Genomic DNA, 18775 nt, shown 5'->3' with positions numbered 1-18775 from the left:
AGATTTTTTCTGTCTAACTTTTGAGGTACAGTTCAAAACGCGAAATAGCATTTTTTATTTTAGGTTACTAATCTAATCGAATAAACATCATGGCATTTAACAAAGATATGAGTGAGACCGTGTTTATATTATTTGAATAGATCAGTCTCTTATTTTCAATCGGAGGAATAATAAAATTAGAAATGATGATATCATAAGGCGATTCTTCTAAAGATTCCTTTGATAATTCTAATTCAGTCCAAACTTCAAGTTCAAAATTGTTGCTGCAATAATAAGAAAGTGTCTCTGCAACGGATTTTGCATGATACTGATCAAAATTACTCATAACCAGAACCTTCAGCTTTGGCTGATTTTGTAGTAGATTAAGCACCAAATGTTTGGTATGAGTGATGAAGGTATAAGATAGATGATTTACCATCATTGAACTAGAACAAACTTCAAGAGTCTCTAAATAATGAGAAAGCTCTTTTTTTACATCTAAAACAAATTTAGGAAAAATATTTTGAAAGTTCCTGATTGTATTCCCTTTTTGATCAAATAAAATAAACTCAGTGGACAACTCTTGACGATACAGATGTGCGGTATTATGCAGATGCCAAATCAGATTATCCTTATTCTCAATCTCAATCTGATACTTGACTGAAATCTGATCAATAAAATCACTCAATAGATGGTAAGATTTTTCAACATAGCTATCCTTTTTTATACATTTCATAAAGAGGCTTTCATCTATGAAAAACATTTTTTGAAAGTAAGACACAAATAATTGGCAAACAACTTCTTCATCTAAAGAGATATTGTATTCTAATTCAAAATTCTTAGCAACACCTTCTATTCCTTCTGCCTGCATTAAAAAATCCAAACTTTGATCGTTAAAAGAGTCTTTCTCTACTTCCATGAAATGACCAAACTTTATTCTATATAGGTTCGTAACTAGGAGCAATTTTAGCATTCTATGAGTTGACAAATTCATTGGAAAGCTTGTTTCCTTATAAACCAATTCTAGCAATTGAGACAAGGGCTCTGACGAAAAATTTTCAAATGGCCATTCTAGGAAAGGTTCTGTTGCAAAGTTTTAAATCTACTATCAAATAAGGTAGAATAATAGAAAAAGATAGCAGGAGGAATGACGATGAATCATTTTAAAGGAAAGCAATTTCAGCAGGATGTGATTATTGTAGCCGTGGGCTACTATCTTCGTTATAACCTTAGCTATCGTGAAGTTCAAGAAATCTTATATGATCGTGGCATTAACGTTTCTCATACGACGATTTATCGTTGGGTGCAAGAATATGGCAAACTACTCTATCAAATTTGGAAAAAGAAAAATAAAAAATCCTTTTATTCATGGAAAATGGATGAAACGTACATCAAAATTAAAGGAAAATGGCATTATTTGTATCGAGCCATCGATGCAGATGGTTTAACCTTGGATATTTGGTTACGTAAAAAACGGGACACACAAGCAGCCTATGCTTTTCTTAAGCGGTTAGTGAAGCAGTTTGATGAACCGAAGGTTGTAGTCACAGATAAAGCCCCCTCTATTACAAGTGCCTTTAAGAAACTAAAAGAATACGGCTTTTATCAAGGGACAGAACATCGTACCATTAAATACCTGAATAATTTGATTGAACAAGACCATCGTCCAGTAAAGAGACGCAATAAATTCTATCGAAGTTTACGCACTGCCTCTACCACGATTAAAGGCATGGAAGCCATTCGAGGATTATATAAGAAAACCCGAAAAGAAGGCACTCTCTTCGGGTTTTCGGTCTGTACTGAAATCAAGGTATTATTGGGAATCCCAGCTTAAATCATAGATACCGTAAGGGATTTTATTCTTTATTTAAAACTTTGCAACAGAACCCGACCACTTATGCTAATCCCCTGACTAGCATCCTTTCCATAAGTTATACCCTTTCAAATGAGTGTAGCAATCCTAATGACCAGGTATTAACGCTCTTCATTTGAATAGTTGGTTTTTATTATAACAAAATTTAGAAGAAATACCATAGTTTTTCAAAATTTTCTAACTATTTCGACAGTTGTTCGTTTAAGGATAATCAGTGAGAATAACTTCTGTTCTAATGCGATTTTAAAAAGGCTAAAAGGAGCTGAGATCGCTCTCAAACTCCTTTACTTACTTTTCAATGCAACTCCTCTAAATCATGCAACTTTGACACTCATTGATTGTGTCTGTAAGTCCATTTTTATCTACACTATCCAACTGGCTATCCTCGTCGTATTGTTCACTGCCTGCTAAAACTTCTTGTCTCACTCGAACATAGTAAATCGAAGCACATTTTAGTTTAAAAGCTTGAATATAAGAACGGTTAAGATCACGTGTGGTAGCCTGATCAGTCATAAATAAAGTCAATGAAATAGCTTGATCCACATGTTTTTGAGCTGCTGCTACAATCTTAATAATGGGTTCTGGACCCATTTCATAGGCCCCACGTTCATAATAAGCATAATTTTCTTGATTAATCTGATAAGCCGGGACATAAATTCTACCTAAATTCCCCTCTTTACGCACTTCAACAGGAGCAACAACTGGCTGTAAACTTGGAGTGCAAGAAGATAAGTAACTGATTGACCCTGTCGGAGCGACGGCCAATAAATGTGCATTGGCTAAGCCATAGGTTTGAATATCCCTTACCAATGCCTTCCAATCAGCAACAGTTGGTAATTGGAAGCCATAACTTTTTAACAAGGCAGCAATCCGTTTTGTTTTAGGTTTGGCATCTTCTATCACATACTGCTTAAAGTAAGAACCATCGGCATAGGTCGACCGTTCAAAATCTGCAAAAGCCCCCTTTTCTTTAGCCAATTGACAAGAGGCTTTAAAAGCGTGATAGGCCATAGTATGGAAAAACAAATCTGTAAAGTCAACAGCTTCTTCTGAATCATAGTAAAGATGATTAGTTGCCAAAAAGCCATGTAAATTCATTGCTCCTAGACCAACAGCGTGATTAGCTGCATTGCCTTTTTCAATAGAAGGGGCGCAAGACAAATCAGAAGCTCTTGATACTTGATCTAAAGCTCTGATACTTGTCGTGATTAGCTGGCTAAAATGTTTGGCATCAGTCATGGCTTCAGCGATATTGATTGACCCCAGATTACAACAAATGTCTTCTCCAATGTCTTTGAAGCTCAGATCATCGTTGTAGGTACTTTCTGTACTCACTTGAGCAATTTCAGAACATAAGTTTGACATGACAATCCGTCCTTTTTGAGCATGAGGATTACGCTGATTGACTGTATCATCAAACAAGAGGTAAGGGTATCCAGACTCAAAATGCAATTCTGCAATCAATTGGAAAAGTTTTCTAGCGCTGATATAGGTCTTTTTAATGGCTGGATTGGCTAGCAGTTTGTTATATTCCTCTGTGATGGAAATGTCTGACATGTCCTTACCATAAACGCGTTTAATATCGTATGGCGAAAAGAGGGCCATTTCTTTGTTTTCTTTTGCCAATTGAAAGGTAATATCTGGAATAACTAACCCTAAGGCTAGTGACTTGATACGAATTTTCTCATCGGCATTTTCTCTTTTAGTATCCAAAAAGGTAAGAACTTCTGGGTGATGGGCATGTAGGTAAACGGCACCTGCACCTTGACGCTGTCCTAATTGGTTGGCGTAGGAAAAGGAATCTTCTAATAATTTCATGACAGGAACGATACCCGTTGCCTGATTTTCAATTCCTTTTATTGGTGCCCCAATTTCTCGAAGGTTGGTCAAGCATAAGGCCACCCCTCCTCCTCTCTTAGACAGTTGAAGACTGGTCCCTATTGCCCGTGAAATGGATTCCATATTATCTTCAATACGCAGCAGATAGCAAGAGATATATTCTCCCCGTCGTTTTTTACCAGCATTTAAAAAAGTTGGTGTTGCTGGTTGAAATCGCCTGTGTAACATGTCCTTTATCAAGTTAAATAGTAACGTTTGATCCCCATTTGCTAAAAAGAGAGCATTCATGACCACACGGTCTTCAACTGTTTCTAGATAATACTTGCCATCTAAAGTTTTTAAGGCATAAGATTGGTAAAATTTCATGGCTCCCATCAAGTTTAAAAAACGATAGTCTTGTTGGTAGGCATATTGAAAGGCTTCCTTGATAACGTCATCAGGATAGAGATCAAAGATAGCTTGCTCATAATAACCTTCCTTAATGAGATAAGCTAGTTTCTCTTCTAAAGATGGAAACATCATTAGATTGGGAGAAATCTGTTCGTCTAGGTAGCGCTCAACAGCAATGGCATCGCTATCAAAATGGTAGCTTCCGTCTGTTTTTTTAAAGCGGGTTAAGGCATTGAATGAGAGGTATGACTCATTGGGGTGTGACATGAGGTTGTCCTTTCTGTATTGTATTCATCGGTCTGTTTTTAAGTTTCGGGTGTTTCTGATGTCGATAGCGGGCAAAGATCGTCTGTACCTTTTTGACATCTGTAGTGGTCCCTAATAGCTCAAATTGGTGTAAAAGAGGCACCTGTAATTTTTGAGAAATGATAGGTCCTGCAATGGCAAAGGTATCTCCAAAATTGGTATTTCCAGAAGAAATCACTCCCTTACAATGCTTACGATTAGTAGGGTTATTGAGAAAATGAATGACCTGTTTAGGCACTGCTCCTTTAGCATCTGAACCGCCCGCAGCATAGGTTGGTACAATCAGTAGGTAGTCAACACCTACCTCAACTGGGCTATCATCTATCGAGATACGTTGGGCGGGCAACCCTAATTTTTGCACGAAGCGATGGGTGTTATTGGACTTAGATGAAAAATAAACAATAATCAGCTCTGCCATCCCTTAAAACTCCCAATCGTCATCGGTGGTTTCTTCTGTTATGCCCATGACATAAGAAGAACCATTCCCTGAGAAAAAGTCATGATTTTCATCTGCACGCGCGGATAACTGGGCAAAAACTTCTGGTGAAACGCGTGTTTCTTCTTCTGTAAATGGCGACTCGTATCCCAAATTTTGAAGAAACTTTCCAGCGTTATAGAGGCTGAAACGAATAGCGTCTTCTGCCAAGTCAAAACCATCGTACAATTCTTTTAAATAAGCTTTTTCAAGATCAATCAACTCATAGAGCAAGTCAAACACAAAGGTCTTCATCTCAGCCTGTTTTTCTGGACTAAGACCCGCTACTTTTTGTTGGTATTTATAGCCACTGTAATAATTGTGAATCACCTTATCCCGCAAAATGAGGCGAATGATATCAGAGGTGTTTGACATTTTCCCGCGAGCTGATAAGTAAAAAGGAAGGTAAAAGCCGCCGTACAATAAGAAACCTGGCATCATAGCTGCTGCCACTTTTGACTTCAACGGATCATTGCCAGTATAGTAGGGGATTAAGACACGCGCTCGTTCTTGTAGACTTTGAGTGGAAACCACCCATTCATGAGCTTCTTCAATTTGTTCGCTGCTGCAAAGAGTCGAAAAAATTGTCCCGTAAGACCGTGCGTGAATGGCAACCATAAAGGCAAAATTCGTGTAGATGACTTGCTCATGGTCTGTTTGTGAATGCTGAATTTGTGCCACATCTCCAACAGTTGCTTGCACCGTATCTAGCAGCGTTAAGCCAGTATAAGTTCTGGTGATTAATTGCTGCCAGTCCTCACCTAGAGACCGCCAAGAGGTTAGGTCATTAGAAACAGGGACTTTTTCAGGTAACCAAAAATTCTGGGTGACACGGTTCCAAACCTCCAAATCCTTGTCGTCATTGAGGTGATTCCAGTTAACCGAACGCAACTGCTTTTTGGTCTTAGATAAGGCGTAATCAATTGGCGATTGAGATCGCTCATAGTAATGTTGAGTCATTCGTCTCCTTCAAGGCTTATATTTTCACAAGAGTAACTAGTGCCATTAAGCCTAAGATGTCACTAGATGAGAGAAAGAACGTCACTGAGTTTTAAGTAGCACAAAAAGACTTGCATTTAAGCAGCGCTTTTCTATTGGTAAATGTTAGGTGCTTGAACATTCCTATTTAGAATGCTATCAACTGTCTTATTGAACAACCATCACTGTTCGTTTTTTCTCGAAAAATTAAGCATACTTAATTTTTTATAAAACCATTATACCACAAGATATAGTGCTTTGCAATATTTTTGTGACAATATATAGTAGCACAACTTCTCCAACACCGTCATACTGTAGTTGTAAAGCTTATGTAAAAAATAACAAACAAACGAACAGAATCATTTTTTAAGGGACAAAAGGTAATTCTAGAGTGACAAAACCAAGGTTTTTATATGTCTGTATGTATGCAAGACAAAAGGCCGGGACAATTGTCCACGACCTTTTTCATGTTTTGTAATGCTTAAAATAGTTTCAGTTAGCAACTTCTGGAATTTAACCAATCACACTTCCATTTGCGACAGATGGATCAACGGTTAAAACCGTTAGCTGATCCCCATGCTCTGCTGATAGAATCATCCCTTGACTGATGTATTTTTTCATCATTTTACGAGGTTTGAGATTAGCAACAATTTGTAGTTTTTTGCCAACTAATTCTTGTTCGTTGGGATAGAATTTGGCAATACCTGACAAGATTTGACGGTCTTCCCCATCCCCTGCATCTAATCTAAAACGAAGCAATTTATTGGAACCTTCCACTTTTGATACTTCCTTGACTTCTGCCACACGAATTTCCACAGCATCGAAGGTTTCAAATTTGATGTCGTCTTTTTCAGATTTGAGCTCGACATCTTCAGGTATCCATTCTTTTTCTTGGGAAATAGCTGAGCTACTACCCATTTGAGCTTTGATATAGTCGATTTCAGCTTCCATGTCAAGACGTGGGAAAATCGGTGTCCCTTTGGCAACAACCTTTGTATTGTCAGGAAAATCTGCTAAAGCAAGAACTGACAAATCAGAAACAGGTTCCAAACCAAGTTGTGCCATGATAGCAGCTGATGTTTCAATCATAAATGGTTGAATCAAATGAGCAACCACACGCAAGCTGGCTGCCAAGTGTGCCATGACACTGGCCAATTGAGCTTTGTCTCCATCTTCTTTAGCTAGCACCCAAGGAGCTGTCTCATCAATGTATTTGTTGGTACGAGCAATGATAGTCCAAATGGCTTCTAAGGCGCGTGGGTAATCCACCGCTTCCATGTACTTATGATAGTCGGCCAACTGAGCATCGATCAACTGACTTAACTCAGTATCAAAGGCAGTCCCGTTGTCAACGTAAGCTGGCACCGTGCCATCAAAATACTTGTTGATCATCGCAACGGTACGATTCAATAAATTACCAAGATCGTTGGCCAATTCATAGTTAATACGACCCACATAATCTTCAGGGGTAAAGGTACCGTCTGAACCAACCGGCAAGGAACGCATGAGGTAATAACGAAGAGGATCAAGTCCAAATCGCTCAACTAACATTTCTGGGTAAACCACATTACCTTTTGATTTAGACATTTTACCGTCTTTCATAACAAACCAACCATGAGCAATTAAGCGTTCTGGCATTGGTAGATCAAGCATCATCAGCAAGATTGGCCAGTAGATACTGTGGAAACGCAAGATATCTTTTCCAACCATATGGAAAACCGTTCCATTCCAGAATTTGTCAAAGTTAGCATGGTCCATTTGACCATAACCAAGGGCTGTCGCATAGTTTAAGAGGGCATCAATCCACACATAAACCACGTGTTTTGGATTTGATGGAACAGGTACACCCCAAGTGAAGGTAGTGCGACTGACTGCTAAATCTTCTAGACCTGGCTCAATAAAGTTTTTCAACATTTCATTCATACGACCATCTGGTTGGATAAAGTCAGGTTGCTCTTTAAAGAAGGCTACGAGGCGGTCAGCGTACTTGCTAAGGCGTAGGAAGTAAGATTCTTCTGATACCCACTCTACTTGGTGACCAGAAGGAGCAATCCCTCCAATAACCTTACCGTCTTCATCTCTAAAAACTTCTTCTAGTTGGCTTTCAGTGAAGAATTCTTCATCAGAGACAGAATACCAACCAGAGTATTCACCAAGGTAAATGTCATCTTGCGCCAGTAATTTTTCAAAAACAGCAGCAACGACTTCTTCGTGGTAATCGTCAGTTGTCCGGATAAATTTATCATAAGAAATATCTAGCAATTGCCAAAGGTCTTTGACATCCTTTGCCATGTTATCAACATAAGTTTGAGGGCTAATACCTGCTTCTGCTGCCTTGGTTTGAATCTTTTGCCCATGTTCATCAAGTCCTGTGAGATAGAAGACTTCATGTCCCATCAGGCGCTTGTAGCGTGCCAAAACATCACAGGCAATGGTGGTATAGGCAGAACCGATGTGTAGTTTACCAGATGGGTAGTAGATGGGTGTCGTAATGTAAAATGGTTTTTTCATCATAGTTTCCTTTCAAAATCATACTCAAATGAAAGTAGGATTGAGATATATCGTATCAGACCTCGTGGTTTTCTGTTGAAACACCGTTTATCAAGGCAAATGAAACCTTCTTTATCAGTCTCCTGTTAAGAAAAGGTTAGCTGAAAACAAACAGCCATTAATGGTTTATTATACCATATTTTAGAGATGAGCAAAACCTACCTTTCTAAGGAAAAACTGTTATCTCTTCAAAGATAGAGGCTTTAAATCAATTGATGTGACTTCGGCTTAAGCTCTTTTAATGGGTTTGATTTTCGTTTGAATATGGTAGAATTCCTGAGCCAATAAATAATTGACATACAGCAGCGGAATCAAGATAGGTGTGAGAGCATATTCTTCATAAGTTAAGGACAAGATGGTGGAGCAAACCACTCCGCAGGCAAAGGCTAAAATCACAATCAAGGTGTTGCGGCCAATATGGGTAATTTCTTGATTCTTTTCATAAAGTCCCTTGGTTAATAAATAGGCGGCATTTTTGATGTTTCCTGTCATCATGACATTAGCATAGCTAGCCCCTCGTAAGGTCTTAAAGGTGTCCACTTGAATAGAGGCAAAAAAAGCCAAGGCTGCCACCGTAAAATTGGAAGGGAGAAAAGGCGTGAATAAGGCTGTTCCAAAAGCAATCCCTGTTAAGATAAAGCTTGATAATAAGTACCAGTGCAGTCCTTTTTGCTTTGCCCAGCGGTGCATGAAGTAGGTAAAAGACTGTCCAAGCATAAAAACGAGCATGGGAAGTAAAAATTGTAGTGCCTCTTCCAGTTGCTTTTCTGACAAACGGATAGCAAAAGATAACAGATTCCCTGTTTGCACACCGGCAAAGCGTTTGCCTTGGGTCATATAGGTGAAGGCATTGACATAGCCACTGATAAAACAGAGCATCATGGCACATCGCAACCCCTCATAAACTTGATATTTTTTTCGTTTCTTTCTCGACATAATTACCCTTTTAATCCCCTTTTCTAACCTCACATTGCAAAAGAAAAAATACTGAAGAACAGTATTTTGCTCGCTTTAAGGAGAGTTTACTACCTTTCTCGGTAAGCACATCACTAGTAGTCAGTTCTTAACAAAGGTGATGACCCTCCAAATGATAGGCTTAGTATAGCACATAAAGCCTGTTAAATCAATCCTCTCAGCTACTTCCTCAGCAGCTTTACTTCCCTATTCTGACATCAAAAAAGCAAGTTTGTCACTTGCTTTTTTGATTGTCTCTCCTATTATTGCTGGTCATTTGGTTCCACTATGGTAAATCCTTTAAGAAAATGATCATCTATCAATTCTGCTTCGAAGTGATCGCCAACTTTTAAGAAGGGCAAAAGATCTGTCGTCTCACTACTTGCTTTGACTTTATACACATTGCCATCAGAAGCAAGGTAATAAACGGTTGTTCCTGAAATGATTTGGCTGGCTAATTGTTCAACCTGTCCCGAAACCATCTTAGCTTTTTTATGAGAAACAGTGGCTGAGGACAAGGAGCTGGTATCACGATCCGTAAACTGAGCGATGAGGGTCTGAATGTTATTATTAACGGTAACTTGCTGGTAATCTTCAGCATCTACAAGGGCATAGGACTTAACGAGACCTGCTGCGTCTTTTAATGAAATCAAATAATAGGCTTTGTCATTCAGTTTAACAAGCGTCGGTGCAGTTGCCGAATAGTTTTTCTCTTGCACTTCTCCTTCTGCAGATTTCATGGCAGAACGTTCAGTGGCCGAAGCCAACTTGTAATTGGTAATTTCTCTTGTCCGCATATTAACCAAGATAAAGCCAAGATTTGACGAATCGGCCGTTGCTGATGTAATACCTGTGTAGAGGTAAATGTCAGAACCAATGGTGATGTAATTGTAACTATCAGTCGTTTGTTTGACGCCTGTTTGACTAAAGACGGTATTCCAGTAGCCATTTTGATAGGTGTAATGGTCATTAACCCTTTCCAACACATTCTCAGAAGAGTAAACACGGTCTACCCATCCAGGTACTGATTTCAAGTTATAGTATTTAGATTTCCCACTAACAGCATCCAATAAGATGACTCCTGTTGGGTCTTGTGAGGATAAGCCAAATTTTGGTGCATAAGTTGTTGCGACATAATAAGGATTGCCGTTATCGTCTACCTCAAAAGATGGATCAGCAAAAATGGTCATTGGGTATTGGAAACGCAAATGCCTCATGGTGTCACGCAAGAGATATTCTGAATGAGAATACTTCATGGCCTTGTTTAATTTGACTAGCTCTGCTTTACCTGTAGTCTGATTAACCTTGACATAGTAATCAATTCCCTCTTGACGGTTGGTCACCCATTTCCAAAAAGACTTGTATTCCAGAGGTGAGACGCGGTAAGGGCGCTTACCGATAGTGATCTGACGGTATTCGTCTGAAATACAAACTGAGAAACTTTATCAATGGTTCCTAAATAAGTATCGCCAATTTTTTCGGCAGAATCACGGTCCAATAAAGCTAGCGCTGATAAATCCGTTTCTGGAAAATCCTTGTTGAAGTCGGCATTTTTAACCTCAATAACCTGGGCATAAGACTTGGCACGAAAGAGTTTTGTGTTAACCACTGTAATCAATAAGAGAATCCCTACAAGCGTTACAATGACTAAGGTCAGCCACTTCACCAAACCCGTTAAGGAATGCTTGGAAAAACTGCCCGTGACATCTTTACGACCAAGCCCTTGTTTAAAGGAACGGGTTACCGTCGTTGTCATGTCAAAGGCTGATAGGATAACCAAAGTGATTAATAATAGAATCAGACCAAAAATCACAAAAGACCAGAAAGCTAAACTCCATATATTTAAAGCTGGCAAGTAAATCCAGTAACATGCTGCTAGCAAGAGGAAGTCTAGCCCAAATAATATCAGCGATAGCCTTTTTTTCATCATAATAATCTCCTAACCAAATGAAACTCTTAATCTAAAAGCTTTTCTTTATTGTATTTTATCATATTTCACCTTAAAAAATGTTAAGAAACCTTAAAAATCAAAGAGGGAATGGCCTTTTACCACTCCCTCTTCAACTTTTCTTCGTCTGTTAGATACTTGCCTTCAATTTAAACAAAAGTACTAGTTTTTTTAGTTTTAAACCTTCAGAAATGTTAATCCATTTTTTTACGGCTAAATAGAGCGGCTAAGCTAATCAGTAAGAAGCCAAGTATACTCCATTTCACCAGTGCCTTATCACCTGTTGTTGGTAATTGAACTGCCGCTTCTGACTTTTTCTGATTTTGTGAAGAGCTTACCACCGTCGGTACCGCAGAACTCTCTGTGTTCGTCTCAACTGAGGTAAGTCCCTGTTGATGATTATCTGAGACAAGCAACTGCTCACTTGCATCCTTCACTAGGCGTAAGGCTAACTCATGAACTTCATTTTGTTTAGCCTGCACCCTTGTCTCTCCCTCAATACGATAGCCTTTTGGCAGGGTTACCACAAGTTGATAACTGCCATCTCTAACTGTTTTTCCATAAGCCTTTGGAACATATAGAGATTGGTTGAGAGGAATCAAGTGGCCTTGAAGCGTTTTAAGACTAACCTGACTGCCTTCTGGTAACAAGTGATCAAAATGAACCGTCACTTGAGAAGAATCCATTTTTGCCATCGCAAAGGCAATGTGTTGGAAAGGGTTATGTTCCGTTAAGGTAAAGCTAACTACCTTGTCAGATTGCAGCTCAACAAGATTAGTGTCATAAGTTAACAGTTCAACTGTATATTGTCCAAATGGTAATATCAGGCTGTTAGATGAGTGGTTGAAATAATCCAAAGTCTCAATCGGTTTACCAGTTGCATCGCGGACAAGATAGGTAAAGCTAATTGGGTGTTTTCCTTCTAGAACATTCACATCTAGCGCCAAACTTAAGACTCCTCTTTCTTGACCCACCGCTCTTAGGTTGGGTAATGTCGTAAAGGCAACATTACCAGCCTTATCTTCCACAAGGTAATAATAATCTCCCGGAGACACGCCCTCTACTGTTGGAATGGTGTAAGAGCCGTCTTCATTTTGAGGAATCAGAACCTTGTTATCAGTAACGGAAACAGAATGTTGGGACTCGACGACATCAAATAGTCGACCATTTTTCTTAGTGAGATAGAACACCTCGACACGAGCAATCCCTGAGCTACTAATCGCCTGTGGCTGCCCTGGAGTGAAGAACTCAACGTCATCATCCTTACGGAAACTCCCTTGCGTCAGGATTGGTTTGTTATGATTCACTGATACTTTGAAGACCTTCTCCTGCGCGTGATTATTGGCATCTTGATAGGTGATAACGTATTGGTAACTGCCAGATAGAACTTTCTCACCTCCAGCAGTGATCCCACGCCAAGCAGTACTTTCAATATCTGATAGGTCCGCACCTGGTTGACTGAACCAAATAGGCGTTAAACGTTGTTGATTTTCTGCAGCAAAAACCGTGACCTGTAAGTTATTATAGGTCTTGTTTGGCAATCCTTTGAAAGCTACAAAGTCTTTATTACCATCGTCATTTGGTGAAATAAAGAAGTCTTGATTTAGTGTCACCAATTGACTGTGAGGACGATTGCGGTGGCTGACGGCTAGCTGAGCTTGGTTGGTAACCAATCCGGTATCAGTTGCTACCATGTCAAGATTATCCTCGTAACCAACTTTTTTCTGATAATTGCCATCTGTCAGTGTCAGATGCACCAAGTCATTGCCGATAGTTTTTGGTAAATGGTCCCCTAATTTAGCAATGGCAATGTTACCTGCAAAGTCTCCCACCATATAATAAAAGGTAAGTGGTAAGAGTTTTTAGAAAATCAAATAATTCAATATTTTTAGGAGAACAGAGAAATCTGTTCTCTTTTTTGTTCGCTTAAAATTCTATTTGAAAGGAGTTCAATGATGATAGGATTAGAGATTGTAATGAATTTAGACACGTTAGAAATCTTTGACGTTATCGATCATGATAAGAGTGGAAATAGCGAACAAGCGCCTAAAACCATCCAATTAAGTTTGTTTGACTCAATGACGTGCATTTGACAGAAGGAGATAAATCAGGATGGACAGAGAAGCGCTATACAATGAATTAACTCAAAGCGAACCATTAGGTTTTATTGATCCATTCTCAGATCTTGGGGAGTTTGATCCTCTTCAGCTGAAATTTAAACAACCCGTAAAGGACTTAGTGAATCGATATTCAGGACAACCTTACAGCTTGGCCTGGCAACATAAAATTATGGAAATGCGGAAGTTGTTTATTGCCTATCAGATAGCATTAAATGAAGAAGATAAGCAGATAAACTTTCAGCGAAGAACAAGAAGCGAAGAGTCCAAAGAACATGCTACAACTATTGTAACAACCTATTTGAAATTGGGATTTAGTTTTAAAGAGATTGAGAAGCGTGTTTCTTTATCTTACAAACAACTTCGTCGAGGATGGAAAAGAAGTGATCACATCATGACAAATAGTCCTGAATTTTATAGCAAAAGGGACTTATCCGAAGGTTACTGTTTACCGAGTAAAAAGCTACCTAAAAGTATGAGAATAAATGAGGGATAGAAAATGGAAACGGGTATTTGTAGACGATGTTCTTGCGACTGGGTTACACCTTGCATCAATGAAAAGTATGGTCCTTGTTGGTGGGTAGATAAAAACAGAACGCTGTGTAGCCACTGTTTTTATGGATTTAATGATGAATCTTGTCAGACAAAAGTTTATTACAGACCAGGGCATGATTGGCTTGAGAGAGATTGGGAATTTGCTTGGGAAATACTGACAAATTCAAAAAGTCATTGGGTATATGATATGGAACATGATGTGTTGTGTGTGGTTGGTTTAGGAGATCATATTGGAGCTGTTAGATTTATTGTAAGGAACTTTTATGGACTTAATCGCATTTATCGTGAGGAGATTCCTAAATGGCAAGAAATTATTGGGAATAATATGATTTTTTATAATGCAAAGGTCAATGATTCAAAACATTACGCTAGTTCTTTGCCTAGAAAGTATAAACATGTGGATTGATATGGATAATAAAATTATTGAGAAGATACAAAATCTTTTAGAGTTAGCTTACGATGCACCAAACGATGAAGAAGGGCAGACTGCCCTTCTGATGGCTCAAAGACTTATGGTGAAGCATAATCTTTCTATGAATGATTTAACGAATAGTAAAACTCAAAAAGATATTGGTGAAACAATAGGAACATGGGAATACAGACTTCCATGGTGGCAAGAAAAGTTGGCAGGTATTTTAGGTGAAAATTTTAGATGTAAAACGATAAGAAGGCGACTTCCTGAAGACGGCATCACACAGATAGTTTTCTTCGGATATCAATCTGATGCTGAATTTTGTAGTAAGGTTTATGAAGGTGCGCTTTTATACCTTAAATATCGGCTGAAACGACTTTTTCCTACAGTATCAAGAGCAAGATAGAAAGACTATAAGAAATCGTACTTACTAGGTTTCTTAAACGGAATAGATCAACGTTTTCAGGACCAGGCTCAATCATCAGAAGAATTTGGTTTGATGGTAAAAATCCCAGCAGAAGTTTTGGAAGAACAACGACTACGTATGGGGAAATTAGAGAGTAGAAGCCTAAAAATCGAAATTGAAGTTGATTATGAGGCGTATATTGCTGGTTTGGAACACGCAAAAGAGACCAGGTTGTTATCAGAAGAATTATTGAATAAATGAGAATGAACATAGGAGGAAAGAACTATGAAAAATACAGATTGGAACAAAATTACACAAATACCCCTTACTAGCTTTGATTTTAAAAGCGTGGAAAGCGCTTTTGGGATGCCGATGCGTTACGCAAACAATTCATCGCATTTGGTAGCTTGCTTGGAGAAAAGTAAGTTGATGTTAGATGACATTTTTCAAGAGAAAATAAATTTTCTCTTAAACGGTCTGTTTTACGCAGACGGAGAGGTGAAAAAGAGCTTGTTTATCGAAGAAAATATGAGCGTTTTCTTCGAGTTGAAAAAGTGTGTTTATGATGCACACATTAAGAGCTTAAATAAAATTTAAGTGTTAAAATAAAAAACCTCAGAAGAGGGTAGGAGGAAATTACATGATTTTTGGGTTTATTGTATTGTTTGTTGTAGGAGTGTGCATTTCGTTCAGTGGAGTATTTATTATAGCTAAAAATACAGATATCGGATTTGATTTGACTGGTGAAAAAGACTTCTTTGTACATCTAACTGATTTGGGATGGATGGTGAGTATCTTTTTAATTATTGTAGGAGGGGTAATGATTTACTTCTCATATAAAGAGTTGGCACCATATTTTATAAGTGTATTGGACTTCAAACTATAACTAGTGAAGGGATATGAGAGAACTAAAAATCATGAAAAAGATTGATTTATTAAAATGCTTATCCATCATCACAAAAGACGGATTAAGAACACAAAAATTTAAGAATAGTCATCTACAGCTCATCTCTTCAGCTGAAGAAGGAAGACGAGGGTCTGTATTTGCTTATCGTTCAAAAGCAAATATGGTGAAGGCACGTGGTGTTGTTTTAACCTCTGTCGAATCATTGCTTGAGAACCAGGATCAGTTTACACACTGGACTCCTAACGTATATTGCTATGGAAGCTATAGTGATGCTGGTCGACGGATTACACGTGGCCACTCTGAAGATAATCTAAGACAGATTAACACATTCTACATTGATTTTGATATTACCTCTGCAGCTGAAGAAATGACGACAGGAGATATTTTAACAGCTTCTCTGGAGCTAGGTTTTATGCCAACGTTGATTCTAAAATCTGATAAGGGATTTCAAGCCTATTTTGTCCTCTCAGAATCAGCTTATGTTACAGCTCATTCTCAATTTCGAGTGGTGAAGGTGGCCAAAGCTATCTCTCAAAATTTAAGAAATTACTTTGCTCAAACTTTACCAGTAGATTTGACTTGTAACCATTTTGGGATTGCTCGTATTCCTCGAACTGATAATGTCGAATTCTTTGAACCTGACTATACCTATTCATTCCAGGAGTGGTTAGATTGGTCAATGAAGCAATCAGAACTTCCTTTCCCAAGTAAAAAGCCCAATTTGACGGTTATTTCGGGCTCTGAAGGGGTGAAACAGATTGGTGAGCCCTGGTATCAATTGCTGATGAGAGAGGGGAATATCAAAGGTGGAAAAGCCTTGATGGGAAGAAACAACGTTCTTTTCACGCTAGCTTTAGCCAACTTCTCTTCAGGAATTGATCAGGAAGAGTGTGAGGAGGTTCTTTCTAGTTTTAATGCGAATCTAGACGAACCACTCTCTTCAGCTGAATATCATAAGATTATCACAAGCGCCTACTCAGGAAAATATGAAGCTGCTAGTCGTGACTATGTGATGACTTTATGTAAAGCATGGGTCAATCAGGAACTCAAGGCTTCAGATCTCTTTGTGAAGCAACGTTGGTACAAGTTTAAGAAGAAACGTGCTGACAGGAAGAATAGTCATCTCTATGAATGGAAAACAGACGTAATGGCCTATTTAGAAGGTTTCTATCAATCTGAGGATCCATTTATCCAGACGACGAAAAAAGAGATACGAGAGAAGTTGAACATTCCTGAGCGTTCATTGGATAAATTATTGAAGGCTCTCAAAACAGAACAAAAGATCTTCTTCACAGTCAAACACGGCCGTGGAGGAGGCATCAGATTAGCCTCTATCAAAGCAATCTTGCTTTCCCTTATCAAGGTGAAGAAAGAACGTCAGGAGGCTTATATGGTCAATATTGCTGCTTTCTTTGAAGAAAGTATAGAGTTCACTCAGAGAGTGATAGAAAGGGTTAAGGATGGCTTTAAACAAACACAACAACTATCTCTATTTGAGCTTGATATTGGATAATTTTAAAAACCCGCAGACTGCCTTACATTTATATCTACGATTACTACCAAGATATAAATGTATATAAAATAATCTATGGAGGAATGATATGATTTTGATTTTAGCTGGACTATTTAGTCTTATATTTGTTGGAGGATCTTTATTAGTTTTCTCACTTCTAGGGATTCGTCAACAAGTTCGTTTTGAAAACGGATATGATTTTGAATTAGAAACAGATCTATTGGCAATGGTTGGCGAAAATAGAAAGTGAGAAGAAGAATGAAGTATGTAATTTTCAGTTTTGAATTAGGTGACTATATTTGTAATGGGGAGAATAAAGTTTTAGTTTTTGATACCTTGGGATTAGCTTTTCAGTATCTTCAAAAGCATTACCGTAAACCACTTCCTGAACAAAGAAAAAAGAGACTGATTCACTATCCTGAGGTGTATCAAGCTCCGTTTAGGCTTTTAAAAGTTTGTTAGGAAGGGGAAAGGTCGATGTCAGAGTTATTCAAAATTATTAGAGGATACTACCTAACAGGGGTTGGTCAGGAAGCATTGGCTTATTATTTTAAACTTTCATCGGATAACTTAAAATTTGATTCTGTTTCTGCAGGGGATGTGGCTTTAACTTTTTATCAAAACGAGGAGAGTATTTCTAGCATTCCAGCGATCATTAGAGTAGATAGTGTTATCTCGAATGATAAAATGATTTCAGATTACCTGCAGGAGGAGTTGAGAGATCATTATCCAATGTTGCCAATTGTTCGTGTATTGGATTCTGAGGAATTTGATCCTTTACTCTTTCAAGAAGTGATGACAACGTTCACTAACTTGAAATCAGAAATAAAAGAATTGGCCAAGATTGATTATGTTCAAGGTTCCATATTTGATTTTATGGATGAGGAGGAGATAGGATGAAAGAGCTTTTTACGCATGTTAAGTTAGCTCTAGGAGCTCTTCTTGTCATTTTAGTCGTGAGTCTCGCAGTTTTAGGAGGATATAGGTTGTATAAAGATCATTTTATCTTAGATTATGATCCTCACCTTACTCAGAAGGAATACCAGAATACTGTACTTGATCAAAATGTAAATCTAGTATTTTATAAAAAAGATTGTCCTTACTGTCAGGTTGGAAAAAGTGTCGTTGTAGATGCAGCCAATAAAGGTTCCTATCCTACATTTTACATTGACACTCAGACAGAAGAAGGTCAAAAGTTGGTAGAAAAATACCAGGTTGAAAAAGCTGCAACTATCATCAAGATCCGTAAGGGAAAAATAAAGAAATATCTATATGCTTTAAGAGATTCAGAGGAAAAGATTGTAGCAGATGAGAAAGGTATTCAGGAGGCCATAAATGACTAAAAGGGTAAAACTGAGTAAATGGGCTGAGACAGCTTTTCAAAATGATTGGGAACTATGGCGTACTAGGACAAATGAAGGAATGGTTGTTTTAGGAAAATTATCAGATGGAACGTTTACCCTACATCGTTTTAATGATGAGGGAGGAAGACTAACACATATTTCGCAAGATGAGGCCCTTTGGCTAACATTGGATTTGGCACCTGAAAAGTTAGGTTGTATTTAAGGAGGCA

At 38.2% G+C, this 18775-nt stretch carries 17 protein-coding genes and 3 pseudogenes; 12 read left to right on the top strand and 8 right to left on the bottom strand.

From position 1 onward, the window contains the following. Window positions 1-67 precede the first annotated feature (67 nt). A pseudogene (gene mgaSpn, locus STYK_RS02775) lies at window positions 68-1057 on the bottom strand (virulence factor transcriptional regulator MgaSpn); the annotation flags it as partial. A gap of 75 nt (window positions 1058-1132) precedes the next feature. Between mgaSpn and STYK_RS02770 the strand changes: the two are divergent. Beyond that, window positions 1133-1813: an IS6-like element IS1216 family transposase gene (locus STYK_RS02770; protein ID WP_001015311.1), complete on the top strand. Its 681-nt coding sequence runs from the start codon at window positions 1133-1135 to the stop codon at window positions 1811-1813. A 348-nt stretch (window positions 1814-2161) separates the two neighbouring features. Here the strand turns inward: STYK_RS02770 and nrdE are convergent, their stop codons facing one another. From nrdE to STYK_RS02735, 7 genes and pseudogenes are all read right to left on the bottom strand, one after another. Continuing rightward, a complete protein-coding gene (nrdE, locus tag STYK_RS02765; protein ID WP_003055626.1) occupies window positions 2162-4348 on the bottom strand; it encodes a class 1b ribonucleoside-diphosphate reductase subunit alpha in 2187 nt (728 codons plus the stop codon). Beyond that, entirely contained in the window at window positions 4332-4805 is a 474-nt protein-coding gene (gene nrdI / locus STYK_RS02760; protein WP_014612066.1) for a class Ib ribonucleoside-diphosphate reductase assembly flavoprotein NrdI, read from the bottom strand. Before nrdI ends, nrdE begins: the two co-directional genes overlap by 17 nt. 3 nt (window positions 4806-4808) lie before the next feature. After that, on the bottom strand, window positions 4809-5822 hold the full coding sequence (nrdF, locus tag STYK_RS02755) for a class 1b ribonucleoside-diphosphate reductase subunit beta (RefSeq protein WP_003055629.1): 1014 nt from the start codon (window positions 5820-5822) through the stop codon (window positions 4809-4811). 531 nt (window positions 5823-6353) lie between these two features. Then, the gene (metG, locus tag STYK_RS02750) at window positions 6354-8351 is read right to left on the bottom strand and encodes a methionine--tRNA ligase (RefSeq protein ID WP_261805186.1); all 1998 of its coding nucleotides are present in this window, start codon (window positions 8349-8351) and stop codon (window positions 6354-6356) included. A gap of 267 nt (window positions 8352-8618) precedes the next feature. Beyond that, window positions 8619-9326: a YoaK family protein gene (locus tag STYK_RS02745; RefSeq protein ID WP_014612064.1), complete on the bottom strand. Its 708-nt coding sequence runs from the start codon at window positions 9324-9326 to the stop codon at window positions 8619-8621. 281 nt (window positions 9327-9607) lie between these two features. Further along, window positions 9608-11274, bottom strand: a pseudogene (locus STYK_RS02740) (hypothetical protein). Window positions 11275-11486: 212 nt separating this feature from the next. Next, complete coding sequence (locus STYK_RS02735; protein ID WP_315972288.1) at window positions 11487-13124, bottom strand: LPXTG cell wall anchor domain-containing protein; 1638 nt, start codon at window positions 13122-13124, stop codon at window positions 11487-11489. A gap of 280 nt (window positions 13125-13404) precedes the next feature. Between STYK_RS02735 and STYK_RS02730 the strand changes: the two genes are divergently transcribed. The 11 genes and pseudogenes from STYK_RS02730 (at window position 13405) to STYK_RS02680 (ending at window position 18768) form a co-directional block, all read left to right on the top strand. After that, a complete protein-coding gene (locus STYK_RS02730; RefSeq protein ID WP_261805185.1) occupies window positions 13405-13905 on the top strand; it encodes a modification methylase Sau96I in 501 nt (166 codons plus the stop codon). Between the two features lie 3 nt (window positions 13906-13908). Next, the gene (locus STYK_RS02725; RefSeq protein WP_009730759.1) at window positions 13909-14370 is read left to right on the top strand and encodes a hypothetical protein; all 462 of its coding nucleotides are present in this window, start codon (window positions 13909-13911) and stop codon (window positions 14368-14370) included. 1 nt (window position 14371) lies between these two features. Continuing rightward, a pseudogene (locus tag STYK_RS02720) lies at window positions 14372-15043 on the top strand (DUF2786 domain-containing protein). A gap of 24 nt (window positions 15044-15067) precedes the next feature. Beyond that, window positions 15068-15379 carry a hypothetical protein gene (locus STYK_RS02715; protein ID WP_261805184.1) on the top strand — a complete coding sequence of 104 codons (312 nt, stop codon included), beginning with the start codon at window positions 15068-15070 and terminating at the stop codon, window positions 15377-15379. Window positions 15380-15422: 43 nt separating this feature from the next. Beyond that, window positions 15423-15668 (top strand): synthase, encoded by a 246-nt coding sequence (locus tag STYK_RS02710; protein WP_261805183.1) that lies wholly within the window; start codon window positions 15423-15425, stop codon window positions 15666-15668. A 31-nt stretch (window positions 15669-15699) separates the two neighbouring features. Continuing rightward, the gene (locus STYK_RS02705; protein WP_261805182.1) at window positions 15700-17202 is read left to right on the top strand and encodes a primase C-terminal domain-containing protein; all 1503 of its coding nucleotides are present in this window, start codon (window positions 15700-15702) and stop codon (window positions 17200-17202) included. A gap of 88 nt (window positions 17203-17290) precedes the next feature. Next, a complete protein-coding gene (locus tag STYK_RS02700) occupies window positions 17291-17452 on the top strand; it encodes a hypothetical protein (RefSeq protein ID WP_261805181.1) in 162 nt (53 codons plus the stop codon). 8 nt (window positions 17453-17460) lie between these two features. Beyond that, the gene (locus STYK_RS02695; protein ID WP_261805180.1) at window positions 17461-17664 is read left to right on the top strand and encodes a hypothetical protein; all 204 of its coding nucleotides are present in this window, start codon (window positions 17461-17463) and stop codon (window positions 17662-17664) included. A 15-nt stretch (window positions 17665-17679) separates the two neighbouring features. After that, on the top strand, window positions 17680-18102 hold the full coding sequence (locus tag STYK_RS02690) for a hypothetical protein (RefSeq protein WP_009730753.1): 423 nt from the start codon (window positions 17680-17682) through the stop codon (window positions 18100-18102). Next, the gene (locus STYK_RS02685; protein ID WP_261805179.1) at window positions 18099-18545 is read left to right on the top strand and encodes a thioredoxin domain-containing protein; all 447 of its coding nucleotides are present in this window, start codon (window positions 18099-18101) and stop codon (window positions 18543-18545) included. The genes STYK_RS02690 and STYK_RS02685 overlap by 4 nt, the downstream gene beginning before the upstream one ends. After that, window positions 18538-18768 (top strand): hypothetical protein, encoded by a 231-nt coding sequence (locus STYK_RS02680; protein WP_009730751.1) that lies wholly within the window; start codon window positions 18538-18540, stop codon window positions 18766-18768. The genes STYK_RS02685 and STYK_RS02680 overlap by 8 nt, the downstream gene beginning before the upstream one ends. Window positions 18769-18775 lie beyond the last annotated feature (7 nt).

Origin of the sequence: Streptococcus toyakuensis (assembly GCF_024346585.1) — a bacterium.
Lineage (GTDB): Bacteria > Bacillota > Bacilli > Lactobacillales > Streptococcaceae > Streptococcus > Streptococcus toyakuensis.
Note: the sequence above shows the minus strand (reverse complement) of the source record. Positions and strands in the feature narration are given on the sequence as shown.